The 14,897-nt window shown below is 64.4% G+C and carries 14 protein-coding genes and 1 pseudogene; 3 read left to right on the top strand and 12 right to left on the bottom strand.

What is annotated here, in order from left to right; translation table 11 throughout:
* Position 1: 1 nt before the first annotated feature.
* The 3 genes and pseudogenes from W823_RS39565 to W823_RS39555 all read left to right on the top strand — a co-directional run bounded on the left by W823_RS39565 (position 2) and on the right by W823_RS39555 (position 3,680).
* Positions 2-1,164, top strand: a pseudogene (locus W823_RS39565) (ABC transporter ATP-binding protein).
* Positions 1,164-2,891 (top strand): iron ABC transporter permease, encoded by a 1,728-nt coding sequence (locus W823_RS39560; RefSeq protein WP_023956847.1) that lies wholly within the window; start codon positions 1,164-1,166, stop codon positions 2,889-2,891. The pseudogene W823_RS39565 and the gene W823_RS39560 overlap by 1 nt, the downstream one beginning before the upstream one ends.
* Positions 2,892-2,915: 24 nt before the next feature.
* Positions 2,916-3,680 carry an SDR family NAD(P)-dependent oxidoreductase gene (locus tag W823_RS39555; RefSeq protein ID WP_023956845.1) on the top strand — a complete coding sequence of 255 codons (765 nt, stop codon included), beginning with the start codon at positions 2,916-2,918 and terminating at the stop codon, positions 3,678-3,680.
* A gap of 53 nt (positions 3,681-3,733) precedes the next feature.
* On the opposite strand, the gene W823_RS39550 is transcribed toward W823_RS39555, so the two are convergent.
* The 12 genes from W823_RS39550 to W823_RS39495 all read right to left on the bottom strand — a co-directional run bounded on the left by W823_RS39550 (position 3,734) and on the right by W823_RS39495 (position 14,891).
* Positions 3,734-4,681: an MBL fold metallo-hydrolase gene (locus W823_RS39550; protein WP_051406460.1), complete on the bottom strand. Its 948-nt coding sequence runs from the start codon at positions 4,679-4,681 to the stop codon at positions 3,734-3,736.
* Positions 4,682-4,749: 68 nt separating this feature from the next.
* Entirely contained in the window at positions 4,750-5,082 is a 333-nt protein-coding gene (locus W823_RS39545) for an EthD domain-containing protein (protein ID WP_023956840.1), read from the bottom strand.
* 68 nt (positions 5,083-5,150) lie between these two features.
* Positions 5,151-5,774, bottom strand: coding sequence for a TetR/AcrR family transcriptional regulator (locus tag W823_RS39540; protein WP_023956838.1), 624 nt, complete (start codon positions 5,772-5,774; stop codon positions 5,151-5,153).
* Positions 5,775-5,815: 41 nt separating this feature from the next.
* A complete protein-coding gene (locus tag W823_RS39535; protein ID WP_031331897.1) occupies positions 5,816-7,309 on the bottom strand; it encodes a class I adenylate-forming enzyme family protein in 1,494 nt (497 codons plus the stop codon).
* A gap of 17 nt (positions 7,310-7,326) precedes the next feature.
* Positions 7,327-8,412, bottom strand: coding sequence for an NAD(P)-dependent alcohol dehydrogenase (locus tag W823_RS39530; protein WP_081729706.1), 1,086 nt, complete (start codon positions 8,410-8,412; stop codon positions 7,327-7,329).
* Positions 8,412-9,200: an SDR family NAD(P)-dependent oxidoreductase gene (locus W823_RS39525; protein ID WP_023956832.1), complete on the bottom strand. Its 789-nt coding sequence runs from the start codon at positions 9,198-9,200 to the stop codon at positions 8,412-8,414. Before W823_RS39525 ends, W823_RS39530 begins: the two co-directional genes overlap by 1 nt.
* Positions 9,201-9,213: 13 nt before the next feature.
* Positions 9,214-9,972, bottom strand: a complete 759-nt coding sequence (locus W823_RS39520) for an SDR family NAD(P)-dependent oxidoreductase (protein WP_023956830.1) — start codon at positions 9,970-9,972, stop codon at positions 9,214-9,216.
* Complete coding sequence (locus tag W823_RS39515; protein WP_023956828.1) at positions 9,969-11,171, bottom strand: acyl-CoA dehydrogenase family protein; 1,203 nt, start codon at positions 11,169-11,171, stop codon at positions 9,969-9,971. The genes W823_RS39520 and W823_RS39515 overlap by 4 nt, the downstream gene beginning before the upstream one ends.
* Before the next feature lie 24 nt (positions 11,172-11,195).
* Positions 11,196-12,164, bottom strand: coding sequence for a phosphotransferase family protein (locus tag W823_RS39510; protein ID WP_031331894.1), 969 nt, complete (start codon positions 12,162-12,164; stop codon positions 11,196-11,198).
* Positions 12,161-13,369: an acyl-CoA dehydrogenase family protein gene (locus W823_RS39505; protein WP_023956824.1), complete on the bottom strand. Its 1,209-nt coding sequence runs from the start codon at positions 13,367-13,369 to the stop codon at positions 12,161-12,163. The genes W823_RS39510 and W823_RS39505 overlap by 4 nt, the downstream gene beginning before the upstream one ends.
* Positions 13,366-14,517, bottom strand: coding sequence for a thiolase family protein (locus W823_RS39500; protein ID WP_023956822.1), 1,152 nt, complete (start codon positions 14,515-14,517; stop codon positions 13,366-13,368). The genes W823_RS39505 and W823_RS39500 overlap by 4 nt, the downstream gene beginning before the upstream one ends.
* Positions 14,514-14,891, bottom strand: coding sequence for a Zn-ribbon domain-containing OB-fold protein (locus tag W823_RS39495; protein WP_023956820.1), 378 nt, complete (start codon positions 14,889-14,891; stop codon positions 14,514-14,516). The genes W823_RS39500 and W823_RS39495 overlap by 4 nt, the downstream gene beginning before the upstream one ends.
* Positions 14,892-14,897 lie beyond the last annotated feature (6 nt).

The raw sequence follows: 14,897 nt of genomic DNA, 5'->3' as shown, positions 1-14,897 counted from the left end.
GATGACCTCAGAATTTAGAGTTTCCGGTCTGACCAAGACCTACGGATCGAACACGGTCGTCGACCAACTCGACCTGACGATCGAGGAGGGCGAGTTCCTGGTCTTACTCGGTCCCAGTGGCTGTGGCAAGACGACGACCCTGCGGTGTCTGGCTGGACTCGAGACCCCCCAGGACGGCACGATCGCATTCAAGGACCGGACCGTGTTCGACGGCAAGGAACATCTCAATGTGCCCGCGCACAAGCGGAACATCGGAATGGTCTTTCAGTCCTACGCGCTCTGGCCGCACATGACGGTGCGGAAGAACATCCAGTATCCGCTCAAGGTGCGAAAGATGAAGCAGGCAATGGCCGACGGCGCCGTCGAGGCAGCGGCCGACATGGTCGACTGCGGCCAACTGCTCGACCGGTACCCGTCACAGCTCAGTGGCGGGCAGCAACAGCGCGTCGCAGTTGCCCGTGGCCTCGTCTCTCAGCCCGACCTCATCCTCTTCGACGAGCCACTGAGCAATCTCGATGCGAGGTTGCGCGACCAGGTCCGTTCGCAGATTCACCAGTTGCACCAAAACCTGGGCTTCACCGCGGTTTTCGTCACGCACGATCAGGCCGAGGCGTTTGCACTCGCGACCGGCTCGCAATCATGAAGTCCGGAAAGATCGAGCAGTACGATGCTCCGGAGCACGTCTTCGAGAACCCGGTTTCGGAATATGTGGCGGCATTCATCGGAATGGGGAACCGCCTGGAATTGCGACGCGGCCACGACGGGTGGATCACCTCGGGAGGCGACTCGATCGATCTGCGCCATTCCGTGGTCCGCGGCGTTGCCGACGAAGGGACATCGGCAGTCGCCCGCTTCCGGGCGGACGATCTGCACCTACACCAGTCGATGGCCGAGGTGCCCGCCGGAAACGTTGCGCTGCACGCCGAATTGGTGACGTATGAGTACGGCGGACGCCACTTCGATGTCACCGTCAAGAGCGGAAGCGAGGAGCTGACGCTGCGTGCCAATGCCTCCGAACACAGCGCCGCCCTTCGCCGCAGCAAGCCAGGTGCGCCGATGGTCGTGAGCTTCTCACCGTCGAGCCTTCGGGTGTTCGCCGGTGACGAGGCAGATCGCGCGGCGGCAGCGGACTTGGCGACCAGCCGAGCCAAGGAGACGGTCTGATGGCCACACTCACAGCCGAACCCCAATCGCCGCCGTCTCCGCGGCCACGCCCGTCATCACGGTCGGTCATTCCCGCACAGTGGCGCGGAAGGATCTGGTACGGCGCACTGTTGGCGATACTCGCATATCTGGTGCTCCTGCCGATGATCCGGCTGCAACTCTTGGCATTCGAGAACGGTGGCCAGGGTTACCGCACCACCTACGGTCGCTTCGACATAGCCGAGACGATCTGGACGACGATCGCACTGGCACTCGGATCCCTCGTGATCGCGATGGTGCTCGGAACCCTGCTCGCCTTCGCTGCGAGTAGGCTACCGGCGAAACTGGGCTTCCTGCGCATCATTCCGATTCTCCCCATCGTCATGCCGGCCGTCGCCAACATCGTCGGCTGGGCGTTCCTGCTCTCTCCGGGACCGGGATACCTGAACGTTCTCCTGCGAAAGTTGCCCTGGTGGAGCGGGTCCGACACCGGGCCGATCGACGTGTACACCGTGCCGTGGATCATCATCCTCACCGGATTCGGGCTGACCTCGTTTGTCTATCTGTTCGTCAGCTCGGGTATGCAGAACATCAGCTCCGAGCATCTGGAGGCCGCCCAGGTGAGCGGGTCGTCAACATTCGGTGTGTTCTTCAAGGTGGTACTGCCACTGCTCCGGCCGTCTCTCATCTACGGCGGCGGCATCGCTTTCCTGCTGGGGCTCGGTCAGTTCACCGGGCCGTTGCTGCTCGGCCAGAACAGCGGAGTCAAGGTGCTCACCACGGAGATGTACCGACGTGTGTCGGAGTCGCCGTCGGACTTTGCCGCAGCCGCGGCCGCCGGCTCACCGCTGGTCATCTTCGGTATCGCTCTGGTCCTGGCCCAAAAGTTGATGCTGGGCAACCAGACCCGCTTCGTCACCCACGGCGGCAAAGCCTTCGCGCCGCCCACGGGAAAGGGAACATGGGCAACGGTCACCATCTCGCTGTTCGCTCTGTTCGCGCTGGTGATCCCGCTCGTAGGGCTGATCATCGTCTCGCTGACCCCCTACTGGTCCGGATCGCTGTCCTGGAGCCTGTTCACCCTCGACAATTTCCGAGAGCTGCTGCGTACCGATGCCATCGTCGAGTCCGTCATCACCAGCGTTGTCACGTCGCTCGGTGCGGTCGTGATCGTGGTTCCCATCGGCTATCTGATGGCCAACCTCTTGGTCCGAGGCCGGCGATTCAAGATCCTGGCGCTGATCGGCGACCTGATGACCGCCCTGCCGCTGGGCATTCCGGCAGTGATCTTCGGCGTCGGATTCCTGCTGACCTACACCGAGCCGCCGTTCATCCTGTACGGCACCCGGACGGTCATCATCCTGGTGTACATCGTGCTGATGCTTCCGTTCGCGACCCGCATGCAGATGACAGCGATGCTGGCACTGGGCAACACCTACACCGAAGCATCGGCAACCAGTGGTGCCTCACCCTTCGTGACGAACATGCGAATCATGCTGCCGCTCATGCGTCCTACGATCCTCAGTGCGGTTGCGCTGATGTTCATCCTGCTCACCCACGAGTTCGCTGCATCGCTGCTGGTCCGTGCTTCCACGACGCAGGTGATGGGAACGCTCTTGTTCGACATGTGGCAGAACGGCACCTACCCGCTGGTCGCAGCCATGGCTCTACTCATGACGGCGGTGACGACCGGCGGTGTGGCAATTGCCATGCTGATCGGTGGCCGCAACGTGCTCAGCAAGCTCTGAGCCGACACAGAAGGCGAAGAGTAAATGACTGATGGCAGAACGCGTTTGCAGGGCAAGGTCGTGTTGGTCACCGGAGCAACTGGAGGGATCGGCGTCGAGATCGTGCGCCGACTCGCCTCCGAGGGCGCGACCCTGGTGGTGACCGATCTTGCGCTCGACGGTTGCGAGAAGCTGGTCGCAGGGCTGGATTCTCCACAGAACCATCAGGCGCTCGGCCTCGACATCGCGTCCGAGCAGCAGTGGATCTACGCTGTAGATCAAGTATCTGAACGCTTTTCGCGACTCGATGCGGTTGTCAACAACGGTGCCATCGGAAGCCTCGAATCTGTTGTCGATGAGAGTCTGGACCGGTACAACAGGGTCATCGAGGTCAGTCAGACCGGTACGTGGCTCGGGATGAAGCACGCGGGAGCATTGGTCGAGCAGTCCGGTGGTGGCTCGATAGTCAACATCTGCTCGATCCTGGGCACAGTTGGTGGGATGGGGAACAGCTTTGCCTATGCCGCAGCCAAGGGAGCGGTCAGGACCATGACGAAGAACGCCGCTCTGTACTGGGCGACCAAAGGTGTGCGCGTCAATTCGATCCATCCGGGGTTCATCGAGACCCAGCAGTTGCTCGATCGGTATGAGGGCACCGAACGTCATCGCGCGATGCTCGCCAATACACCGATGGGCCGGCTCGGGCGGGCGACCGAGGTCGCGGCAGCGGTCGCCTTCCTGGCCGGCGACGACGCCACGTTCATCACCGGTAGCGAGCTGAATGTCGACGGTGGCTGGACCGCCGCCTGACTGCGCCTGTGAGGAAGATCGGGCCGGCAGCAGGGTGGATGGATTGCGTGCCGTCACCGCACGGTGAAGACATCCACTCCTTCTCGGTGTTCGACGTTCAGCCTGCCGCGCTCGGCGAGTACATCGAGGTGTGCCATGGTTTCGCACGTGGCGACCATCTGGTTGAAGTTGTCGAGGGTGTCGAACGGTCGCTCGCGGCGAGTCCAGGTGAGTGCCTGTGCGACCGCGAGTCCCGTTGGCCTGTTCAGGCTCTCGACAGCGTTGATGGTGGCCGCGAACCGTCGCTCGTGGTGCGCGAGGAGTTCATGCACCCGCGCGTGCACACCCGATCCGGTGTTCCCGTGGGACGGCAACATGATGTGGTCATGATTGTCGAGCATCAACTCGAGTGACCGGATGTACTTGGCGAGGGGTAGGTCCCACTCGCCGAGCTCGAAGCCGATGGACGGGGTGATCGTCGGCAACACATGGTCGCCGGTGTAGCTGACGCCGCGATCCGTATCGTGGAACACCATGTGCCCCATGGTGTGTCCGGGAGTGTGAACCGCAGTCAACGAGTGGCCGGCCAGGAGCAGCGGTCCTTCGGTCAGCCAGGTGTCGGGCGGTTCCCAGTCCGCGGCCGCGAATGGCTCATCGACGGAGTCGTTGTACGCCCGTTCGGCGATCCGACGTGCCCCTGCACGATTCAATTCGCGCAGTGAACTCTCCGGGACGTTCGTTCCGAGTCGGGCGATTGCCTCGATGCCGACCATTTCGCCGCTCCCCAGATGGACTCGGCATCCGTGCCTGCGTCGCAGTTCGACGGCAAACGTGTAGTGATCACGGTGCACGTGCGTCACGTAGATGTCGTGGATGTCGTCCGGGGCGCGCCCGATTGCCGAGAGCGCCCGCGTCAGTTCGTCGTAGGTGTCCTCGCGATGCCAACCGCCGTCGATGAGGGCAAGGCCACTGTTCGTCTCCAGCGCATAGACATTGATCGCCCGCAGGCCGTCTCCGGGCATCTGCAGTGGGATTCGATGGATGCCATCGGCCACGGGGAAGCAGCCGGGCTCGGACCACGGCGCAGGGGTCACGACGTGGCGACGAGGGGAACCAGGGTCTTCTCTTCGCCATACCAGATCATCCTTCGGCCGCCCATGTCGCCGACGTTCGCCACAGCCGCTTTCCATTCCGGACTTGCCAGTGCGGCTTTGAGTGCCTCGGGGGATTCAAAGCTCAAGACCGACAGTCCATCCCAGCCTGCCGACTTGTCGTCGAAGGTCTCCTGCAGGTCCGTGTGTTGCCAACGCAGCAGCCCGGGCAACTTGTAAGTTGGTTCGGCATGCTCGCCGCGCCACCAGTCAATGAACTGTTCATGAGACCAGGCACTTGGGCGCGTTCCCAGGACGATCAGGTTGTACACGATTGCTCCTAACTGAATTCTGTTCATTTTTGATGGCCGCCCCAAGAGCCGACGGGCTTGCGTGAGTATCAGGGCCGCACGATCCTCAGTGCGGCATCGGTGACCGTCGTGTTGATCTGTTCGAGGGTGAGTTTGCCCTCGGGTCGGTACCAGCGCCACACGCTGATGATCAGCGGCAGAACGAGTCGCCCGAGCATGCGAGGGTCTTCATCGATGAACGCCCCGCTCTTGATGCCCGACGCGATCAGCGCAGTCCACTTCACCTCGATCTCGTGAACGAGTTCGCGGCACCGGATCCGCTCGGCTTCTTCCTTCTCCGACTGCCGCGGCGTCGCGAGTAAGTCCATGTGATTCTGCAGGATTCGACGCTGTAAGGCGTCGGTCGGGGATGCTTCCAATGCTGCCGTGATCGCAGCCCTCAGCGCAGCCTCGGGGTCGGATTCGGACGCGGTGGCCGCGTCGAAACGCTCGACCGAATCAGCCAGCTCGAGGCGCATGATCGTGAGCAGGCAATGCGCCTTCGACTCGAAGTAGTGGTATAGCGCCGTCTGCCCGATGCCGACGACGTCGGCGATGGACGCCCACTTGGTGTGCTCGTAACCGACCTTGCCGAACTGGTCGATCGCAACCGCGAGGATGCGGCTGCGTTTGGACCGCGGGCTCTCGCGTCGCACAGTGGCATCAACCGTCATCGTGGACCCCCGGGACGTTGTCAGGAATGTGTTTGTTCACGTTACCGCAGTTGACTTGAACTCGGGTCGGCTTGTGCGACCAGTTTGGAGGCCAGTCCGACCGCGTCGGGCCGCGACAGCTTGCCCACCCGATTCTGCGGCAGATCCTCGACCGTGAACAGGTATTCAGGCCATTTGAACTTGGGGAAGTCGGACCGGGCCAATTGGTCGGTGACTTCCTCGAGGGTCAACTGTGGGCCACCGGTGACCACCAGCGCTGCGGCCCTCTCGCCGAGCAGGTCATCTGGAACGGGCACCACGCAGACCTGGACCACCTGCGGAATGGACGCGATCGCCGCTTCGAGCTCGTTGATGTCGATGTTGCGGCCCCCGCGGATGATGATCTGCTTCTGCCGGCCCATCACCCGGATCGAACCGTCCTCGGCTACCTCGACGAGGTCCCCGGTGGGCAGAAAACCGTCTGCCGTCAGTTCGGGCGGTGTCGGGATGCCGCCGCGGGCGTAGCCGACGAACAGTGAAGGTCCCTTGACCTGGGCGTCGCCGATCTCGCCTGGCGCCACCGGAACCCCGGTCGCATCAACTGCCCGCACGATGGTCCCGGGGAAGGGGCGGCCGTCGCGGCCAAGGCGGATCGCCGGCGGGTCGTCGAGTTCAGGGGTGGTGTGCCCGAGGCACTCCGACATTCCGAACACCCGCAGAAAGGTGGTACCCAGGTGTGTTTCCGCCTGCAGCAAAGCTCGCTCGTTCATCGGCCCGCCGCCTACCGTCATCGCGCGCATCGAGGACAGTGCACCCGCGGCGCTCTCGACCACGGAGAGCTGCAGCGCCATCGTCGGCACGAGCATCGTCCAAGCCACGCGTTCGCGGGCCATCACCTCGAGCGCGACAGCGGGCGACCACTTGCTGACCGCGACCATGGTTCCGCCGAGGTAGGCGGGCAGATACATGCCGAAGCAGAACGCGGCCACCGACGACAGAGGCACGAATGCGCCGATCGATTCCCCGGCCTGCAGGCCGACAGTGTCGATCGTGCTCTGTGATGCATAGCGGATTGCTTCTTCGGACTGCACAACACATTTGGGGCGTCCGGTTGACCCCGAGGTCATCGCGATCGCCGTACCGCCGCGCCACCGTTCGACGTCTCGGAAGGTTTCGCGTGATCGGATATGTCGGGTGTCGAAGGCGTCGTCGAGCACCGGAAAGGCGGTGTGCGATACGGCCCAGTGAGTCAACGACTGTGGTTCGGCAACAACCAGATCGGGATCGATGTCTTCTATCGCCAGCTCGAACTCGGACTCGGTGGCGTGCGGACTGAAGACGGCGACCACACCACCACGCAGGCCGACTGCCAGCGCCGCTGCCACGGTGTGCCAGGTGTTGTCGGCCTGGATCAGAGCGGTCGGAGCGCCCGGGTCGATGGCCTCGAGCCGATCCGCAAGATCCTGGGCGGCACCGACGATCTTGCCTATGGTGTGGCTGCCCAACTCGTCGACGACTGCGATGGATTCCGGAGTCGACGCAGCCCTGGCGAGCATTTCCTGTGCGAGTAGCTTCACTGCGCTGTCTTTCTGTCGAGGCGTTGGTATGAGGCGGCCGACGGGATGATCACTGCGCGCCCGGCGACCGAGCCGGCTCGTAACAGCTGATACACGTCAGGGGCCTCACTCAATGGGTAGGTTGATGTCTCTGCGTGTAGGCGACCTCTGGCGGCGAGGTCCACGACGGCAGCGAGGTCGGACTTGCTACCCCAGAAGGGGGCGCGCACCTGCCACCCGTTGACCAGGCCGACGTCTTTGCCGACCGTGACCCGGCCGCCTCCGCTGCCCACCATGACAACCCGGCCACCGGGCGCCAGCAGTCGAGTCGCCGGTTCCACGGTGGTCGGGGCCCCGGCGAAGTCGAACACCACGTCCGCGCCGCCGAGTCCGGTGATCGCGTCCGAGGCGGCATCCAGGGTCGGGTGCGCCGTGTGCGCCCCCAACGTCGTTGCCAACGCTTGTGATTCGGGGCGGGTGTCGACTGCGACGATCTGGGTCACCCCTTCCTCGCGGAGGAATTGCAGGGCCAGATGGCCGAGCCCGCCGATGCCGATCACCACGGCGACGGTGTGCTCGTCGATGAGATCGGAATTGCTCCTTATCGCGTGGTAAGCGGTCAATCCGGCGTCGGCAAGGGGTGCTGCTTCGGAGTGATCGAGCGAGCCGATGGGCACCAGCACGCCGGCAGAGGGCACCACCATGAACTCGGCGAGTCCGCCGGGATGACCGAGACCGCTGCCGATCGGTGCAAGCTTTCCGTCGTGTCGTGGCGCCAGTTCCAGGCAGTAGTTCTCGCGGCCTCGTATGCAGTTACGGCAACGCTGACACGCCCAGATCCCCTGGACCACAACCGACTGCCCGACCCAGGTGGAGTCCGCGGCAGGTCCGGCCGCGATCACCGTGCCCGCGACTTCGTGGCCGAGCGTCAACGGAAGGGGATAGTCGAACCGGTCGGTCGGCGCGTCCATCACATGCAGGTCGGAACGGCACAGTCCGACGGCGCCCACCTCGAGGAGCAGTTCCTCCCCGGTGGGTTCGGGGGTAGGAACCTCTCTGAGCTCCGGGGATTGGCCCCACGCCATGAGTTGAACAGCCAACATCAGCGAGCGGTCCATCCGCCGTCGACGACCAGGGCCTGACCGGTCATGTAGGACGAGGCGTCCGACGCGAGGAAGAGTATCGCGCCATCGATCTCTCCGTCGGTTCCGCCGCGTCCGAGCATCGTGTTGCGGCGAACCCAGCCGGCCGACTTCTCGTTCTCGAAGAGTCCGTCTGTCATCTCGGTGTCGAACCAACCAGGGACCACGGCGTTGACCCGGATGCCTCGGCGACCCCACTGCCCGGCGAGTTCCCGTGTCACACCAAGGGTCCCGGCTTTGGAGGCCGCGTAACTCGCCCCACCGATCGGTGCGGTGGACACCAGGCCGATGACCGAGGAGATGTTGATGAACGAAGCGCGGTCACCCTCGGCCATCTGTGTGGCGGCGTAGGTGGCGAGATGGAATCCTGCGACCAGGTTGAGTTCGAGGATCGAGTTGAACCCGTCGACGGTTTCGTCCTCCGCGTTCGGCGGTCCGGGACGCCCTGCGTTGTTGACCAGGATGTGGAGGTGGCCTGAGTCGCGATGAGCGCGATCGACCAGTGCCCGCCGCTCGGCGTCGACCGTGACATCGCACCGGAACGGGACGATGCGATGGTCCGCCGCGGCCAGCTCTTCGAGTCGATCGAGCCGTCGCGCGGCGGCATACACGGTCGCGCCCGCAGCCGCGAGAGTACGAGCGAATCCCAGCCCGAGACCTGACGAAGCGCCGGTCACAATTGCCGTGCGACCGCTCAGGTCGAACAGTTCACCGGGTGTCGCAGCGGGGAAAAAGGTGTTTGCTGTCATTGTTCCCGTCGTTTCAGTAGACCGCGGTCCGGCCGCCGTCGACCGGGATCACGGCGCCGGTGGTGTAGCCCGCAGCGTCACCCGCGAGATGCGTCACGAGGCCGGCGATCTCATGGGGATACCCGAGGCGCCCCGCCGGGAGCCGGTCGATGATCTTGCCGATGAACTCATCGTCCCAATTCTCCGCCATGTCGGTGGCGAATCCGCCGGGCATGATGCAGTTGACCCGCACTGTCGGGCCGTACTCTTGTGCGAACGCCATCGTGAGGGCGTTGAGTCCGTTCTTGGCGGCCGCATACATGGCCTCCGGAGGGCTCGGACGCACAGCACCGATGCTCGAGATGTTGATGATCGATCCGCCTCCGTTGTCGACCATCCTCGCCCCGGCCACGGCCATGAGCCGGAACGGTCCCTTGAGGTTGACCTCGATCGTCTTGTCCCACAGCGACTCCGTCACCGACACTAGATTCTCGGCGAGTGGGGCGATGCCGGCGTTGTTCACGACGATGTCGAGACTGCCGTACTCGGCGATGATCTGGTCCACGGCGGGTTCGATCGAGTCCCACTGTCCGACGTGGAGCGCGAACGGGTGGGCGCTTCCGGGTCCCGAGTCGCCGAGGCTCGCGACGGCGGCCTCACATGCCTCGAGTTTGCGGCTGGAGACGATGACCGTGGCTCCCGCGTCGCGCAGGCCGCGGGCGATGGCCAGTCCGAGGCCGCGGCTGGCTCCGGTCACCAAAGCGATCTTGCCGCCCAAATATGGTGTGCTCATTTGTATTTCTTCACCTCGAGGCGGGCGATGGTGCGCAGGTGCACCTCGTTGGGGCCGTCAGCGATCTGCAGGGCACGCGTGATGGCATGCAACCGGGCGAGGATCGTATCGTCGCTCACCCCAGCGGCGCCGTAGGTCTGCACGGCGCGGTTGACCACGTTGTGGGCGACCTCCATGGCTGCGACCTTGATGGCAGCGACTTCGGAGCGTGCCGAGGCGTTGCCCTTGGTGTCCATCAGCCAGGACGACTTGAGAACCAGGAGCCGGATCTGATCGATCTCTATGCGGCTGCGGGCAATCCACTCGCGAACGACTCCCTGGTTCGACAGCGGTCCGCCGAAAGCGACGCGCTGCAGCGACCGGCGGCACATCATCTCGAGGGCACGTTCGGCCATACCGATCGCGCGCATGGCGTAGTGCATCCGGCCCGGCCCAAGGCGTCCCTGCGCGATGGCGAACCCGTCGCCCTCGCCTCCGAGCATGTTCGCCGCAGGCACCCGGACGTCGGTGAACTGAACTTCGCCGTGTCCCAGACGGTCTTTGAATCCGAACATCGGGAGGTCACGCAGCACCTCGACGCCGGGGGCATCGGCGGGGACCAGGATCATGCTCTGCTGCCGATACGTCGGCCCGACGGGATCGGACTTGCCCATGAAGATGATCAGTTTGCAATCCGGATCGAGGACACCGGACGTGTACCACTTCCGGCCGTTGAGCACGTACTCATCGCCATCACGCAGGATGGTCGACGTGATGTTCGTGGCATCGGAGCTGGCGACATCGGGCTCGGTCATCGCAAAAGCTGATCGAATGCTGCAGTCCAGCAGGGGTTTGAGCCACTGCTCCTTCTGCGCATCGGTACCGAACATGGCGAGGATCTCCATGTTCCCGGTATCGGGCGCCGAGCAATTGATCGCCTCGTTACCGATGATCGAGCGGCCGACGACCTCCGCCAGGGGGGCGTACTCGAGATTTGTGAGACCGGCGCCGAGGCCGTCGTGTGTCATGAACAGATTCCACAAGCCGAGTTCACGCGCCTTCGCCTGTAGATCCCGCATGACCTGCGGTTGCTCGTGGGGGTTGTCGTTTGCGGCAATCTGCGCGTCGTACACCTTTTCGGCGGGGTACACGTACTGGTCCATGAAGCTCTCCAGCGTGACGAGCAGTTCCTCGGTGCGAGGCGAATAGGAGAAATCCACGGTGAAACTCCTGTGGGTTGAAGGTCAGCGAATGAGTAGTGCGGTGCCGGTGTCGATCAGGCGGTTGATGGTGGCCGGCAGCTTCTCCTGATCAGGGTCGTGATGCCGACCCTCACGGTGCCGCCGCAGATTGTGTCCCATGATGGCCGCCATCTTGAGGCGTCCGAGGGCGTCGAACCATGTGAGTTCGGGTAGCGGTCGGCCGCCATCGGTGTAGAGCTCGATGAGCTCGTCGGTCGAGGGCAGTCCGGAGACCTCACGGCCGACGCCTGGAAAGTTGCTCCCGTCGGCGAAGACAAAGAACCAACCCAGTTCCACTCGGGGGTCGCCCGCACTCCAGATCTCCCAATCGATCAGCGCCACCGGTTCGGTCCCCTGCGACAGGATGTTGCCCAGTCGGTAGTCCCCGTGTACCAGTGCGGGTTTGATCGGTCCGGGTACGCCGCTCTTCAGCAGCTCCAGGAGCGCGTCCCCGCCGACCACCAGTTCGGGCGGCACTGCGGCCAGGGTGCGCGCCCATCGCTCGAGTTCGGCGGCGGGGGTCAACGGCTCGTTGATGCCTTCGATCACGGTGACGTCGATGTGGTGCAGCCGCGGCAGGATCTCGGCGGCCCTTCGCATCCGGCTCGCCGCAAGTGCCGGCTCGACCTCGGGATCGTCGAGCACCGGCTCGAGCGACTCGCCCGCAACGAACTCCATGGCAAACCATGCCGGTTCGGTGCGGTCGACGGCCACGACGCGCGGAACCGGGACGTCTGTGTCCACCAGCGCCTGCAGGATGGTGGCCTGTCGCAACATGTCGTGTCGGCCGATCGAGCGCTGGCCTTCCGGGACTGCCTTGATCACGACGTCGCCACCATCGGTCGACACCCGGTACGTCAATCCAGAGTGGCCGCCGGGCAAGGTCTCGAACCCCGTCATGACCAGACCGCAGTCGGTCATGAGTCTCTCGGCGACGCGATCTCGAAGGGACGGTGAGGTCGGCGCGGTCATGGGCGTGGCTCCCGGGGTAGGCCGAGTACACGCTCGGCGATGATGTTGTGCTGGATTTCGTCTGTGCCACCGGCGATCCTGTATCCGGGAGCGCCGAGAACGTGCTCGGACCATGCGTACGTGCCCCATGCCCCGGAGTCGGACGTCAGGTCACGGCTGAGCAGCAGACGGACGACCTCGGAGGTACGGGCCATGGTGTCGGTGGCCAGCAATTTGCCCAGCGACGCCTCGGGCCCTGGATCCTCACCTGCGACCACGGCTCCCGCGACCCTCATGTTGCTGATGCGCTGCACGTAGCTGCGGGTCACGAGATCGGCGACACGGTCCTTTTCCAGGTCACTGAGCTGGCGGCCCAGGTTGCGGGCCAACTCGACGGCCTGGTCGGCGTTGGCGAGTCCGAGGTTTCCGCCGTCGAGGCGCTCTGCGGCCAAGACGGTGAGGGCCACCTGCCAGCCTTTGCCCACCGGGCCGAGCCGGTGGGTGTCGTCGAGTTGCACCCCTTCGAGGTAGACCTCGTTGAACGAGGCGCCACCGGTCATCTGGCGGATCGGGCGCACCGTGACACCGGGGGAGTTCATCGGAATGAGAAAGACCGTGAGGCCGTGGTGTTTCGGGACGTCTGGATCGGTTCGACACACTGCGACTCCGATGTCGGCGACTGCCGCGCCGGAGGTCCAGACCTTGTGGCCGTCGATGGTCCAGGTGCCGTCCGACTCGACGGCGCGGGTTCGGACGGCGGCGAGATCTGAGCCGGCCTCGGTCTCGGAGAACAGCTGGCAGGCGATCAGATCGGTGCGCAACATAGCTCGGACGTACTGGTCTCGCTGGTGAGGCGTTCCCCACTGAGCGATGGTGGGAGCCACGAGTTGCTGTGTCACCGAGAACATCTCAGTGCGTTTGGGGACGTCGAAGCCCTCTTCGGCGCGGCGAAACGCCAGCGTGTACGAGAGCGGTAGGTTGTGGCCGCCATATTCGGTCGGGGATGACAGTGCGCCCCAGCCGGCGTCGAACTTGGCCCGTTCGTACTGTGAAATCTGATCGGTGTGAGCCTTCTCCTCGGCCGCGGTCCAGCTCTCGAAGACCGCGACCGAATCATCGCCCACGCCCCAAGGGGCCTCGGTGCGAGGTGCGGCGACGCTGTGCAGCCATGCCTTGGCCTGCTCGGTGAACTGACCGAGGTCAGGGAGAGTCTGCTGCGCGCTCATACCGTCAACACCGTGCATGCGCTGATCCCGGGGGCACCGTAGACATGGGTGAAGCCGGCCTTCGGAGTACCGAATACTTGGCGCGCGCCGGCTTCCCTGCGTAGCTGGGTGACGATCTCGTGGACCTGCCGAAGCCCTGATGCACCGATGGGCTCACCGTTGGCGATGCACCCGCCATCGGTGTTGACCGGTATGCGGCCTTGGATCTCGGTGGCACCGGCGGCGATCAAACTCTCTTGCTCACCAGGTTCGCAGAAGCCGCACTCGGCCATGTGCATGATCTCCGCGCCGCTCTCGGTGTCTTGCAGCTGCGCGACGTCGATGTCGGACGGCCCGATACCGGCTTGCTCGAAGGCGGCGTGCGCGGCGTCGGCGCTGACGCTGGTGGGCTCACCGTCACCCTGGACTGCCGGGCTGAAGACCTCGAAGGAGCCAAAACGTCTGGTGCGGTGGGAGATCGCGCGGAGCTGAACGGGACGACCGCCCAACCTGCGCACGGCCGCATCGCTGGCGACGATCACCGCAGCGCCGCCCTCGCCGGGCGAACAGAACATGTAGCGGGTGAGGGGATCGTTGACCATGTCTGCTGTCGCGATCGCTTCCACGCTCATTGCTTCGCGCCGCCAGGCGTTCGGGTTGAGCGCACCGTTGCGATAGGCTTTTGCGGCCACCCGGGCCAGGGTGTCCCGGGAAATGTTGTGCTGGTGCATGTATCGAAGAATCTTCGACCCGAAGAATTGGGTTGTCACCATGAGACCGGCTTCACCGTATCCGTCTGGCAGGCCCCATTCGGCCGGCTTGGGGTCGAAGGCGCCGCGCGGATGTTTGTCGAATCCCACGGCGAGAGCGATATCCGCAGCTCCGGCGCGGACCGCGTTGACCGCGGAGAACAGTGCGCTACCGCCGGTGGCGCAACCGTTCTTCACATTGGTGAACGGGATGCCGGTGAAGCCCAGCTCAGCGACGAGCGTATCGGCCAAGCCCGACCCGTCGCTGCCGCCGAAGGCCACCTGGACATCGGGCCACGTGAGCCCGGCGTCGTCCAGGGCGTTACCGATCGCGGTGACCGCCATCTGGCGGCCGGTGATGCCCGGCTGCCGACCGAACTGTGACAGCCCGGCACCGATGATCGAAACAGTCTGCGTCACTGGCGGGCTCCAGACGGTGGCGTGGTGCCGACGACGAACCGGGGCACCGGTGAGGTGGAAACCAGGCTCACCGGTGCGCGGTCCAGTTCCGTGAAGTCGTCACAATCGAGGATTGCTTGGATCTTGATTCCCTCGGGGAGTTCCACATATCCCACCGCGAAGGGCGAAAAGCCCTCGGCGGGTGGGATATAGGGTGGGGATTTGGGCGGGAAGCGCTGAATCGTGTACGCCCAGACTCTGCCGTGCGTGCTCAGCTCCACTGCGGTCGTGGTTCGCGTGGCACATCGGCTGCACATGTCGTTGACCGGGAATGCCACTGTCCCACAGGCGGTGCACTTGCTGCCGTCGAGCACCGCGTTTCGCGTCTCGCCCATTTCCTG

This window comes from Williamsia sp. D3 (assembly GCF_000506245.1).
Classification (GTDB): Bacteria; Actinomycetota; Actinomycetes; order Mycobacteriales; family Mycobacteriaceae; genus Williamsia; species Williamsia muralis.
This window is presented reverse-complemented; position numbering and strand designations above follow the sequence as displayed.

Bases quoted from the DNA above. Each gene is read 5' to 3' on its own strand.
- W823_RS39560 (WP_023956847.1), top strand. From the start codon at position 1,164: ATGGCCACACTCACAGCCGAACCCCAATCGCCGCCGTCTCCGCGGCCA.
- W823_RS39555 (WP_023956845.1), top strand. From the start codon at position 2,916: ATGACTGATGGCAGAACGCGTTTGCAGGGCAAGGTCGTGTTGGTCACC.
- W823_RS39550 (WP_051406460.1), bottom strand. From the start codon at position 4,681: ATGCCCGGAGACGGCCTGCGGGCGATCAATGTCTATGCGCTGGAGACG.
- W823_RS39540 (WP_023956838.1), bottom strand. From the start codon at position 5,774: ATGACGGTTGATGCCACTGTGCGACGCGAGAGCCCGCGGTCCAAACGC.
- W823_RS39535 (WP_031331897.1), bottom strand. From the start codon at position 7,309: ATGCTCGCCAGGGCTGCGTCGACTCCGGAATCCATCGCAGTCGTCGAC.
- W823_RS39530 (WP_081729706.1), bottom strand. From the start codon at position 8,412: ATGTTGGCTGTTCAACTCATGGCGTGGGGCCAATCCCCGGAGCTCAGA.
- W823_RS39525 (WP_023956832.1), bottom strand. From the start codon at position 9,200: ATGACAGCAAACACCTTTTTCCCCGCTGCGACACCCGGTGAACTGTTC.
- W823_RS39520 (WP_023956830.1), bottom strand. From the start codon at position 9,972: ATGAGCACACCATATTTGGGCGGCAAGATCGCTTTGGTGACCGGAGCC.
- W823_RS39510 (WP_031331894.1), bottom strand. From the start codon at position 12,164: ATGACCGCGCCGACCTCACCGTCCCTTCGAGATCGCGTCGCCGAGAGA.
- W823_RS39505 (WP_023956824.1), bottom strand. From the start codon at position 13,369: ATGAGCGCGCAGCAGACTCTCCCTGACCTCGGTCAGTTCACCGAGCAG.
- W823_RS39495 (WP_023956820.1), bottom strand. From the start codon at position 14,891: ATGGGCGAGACGCGAAACGCGGTGCTCGACGGCAGCAAGTGCACCGCC.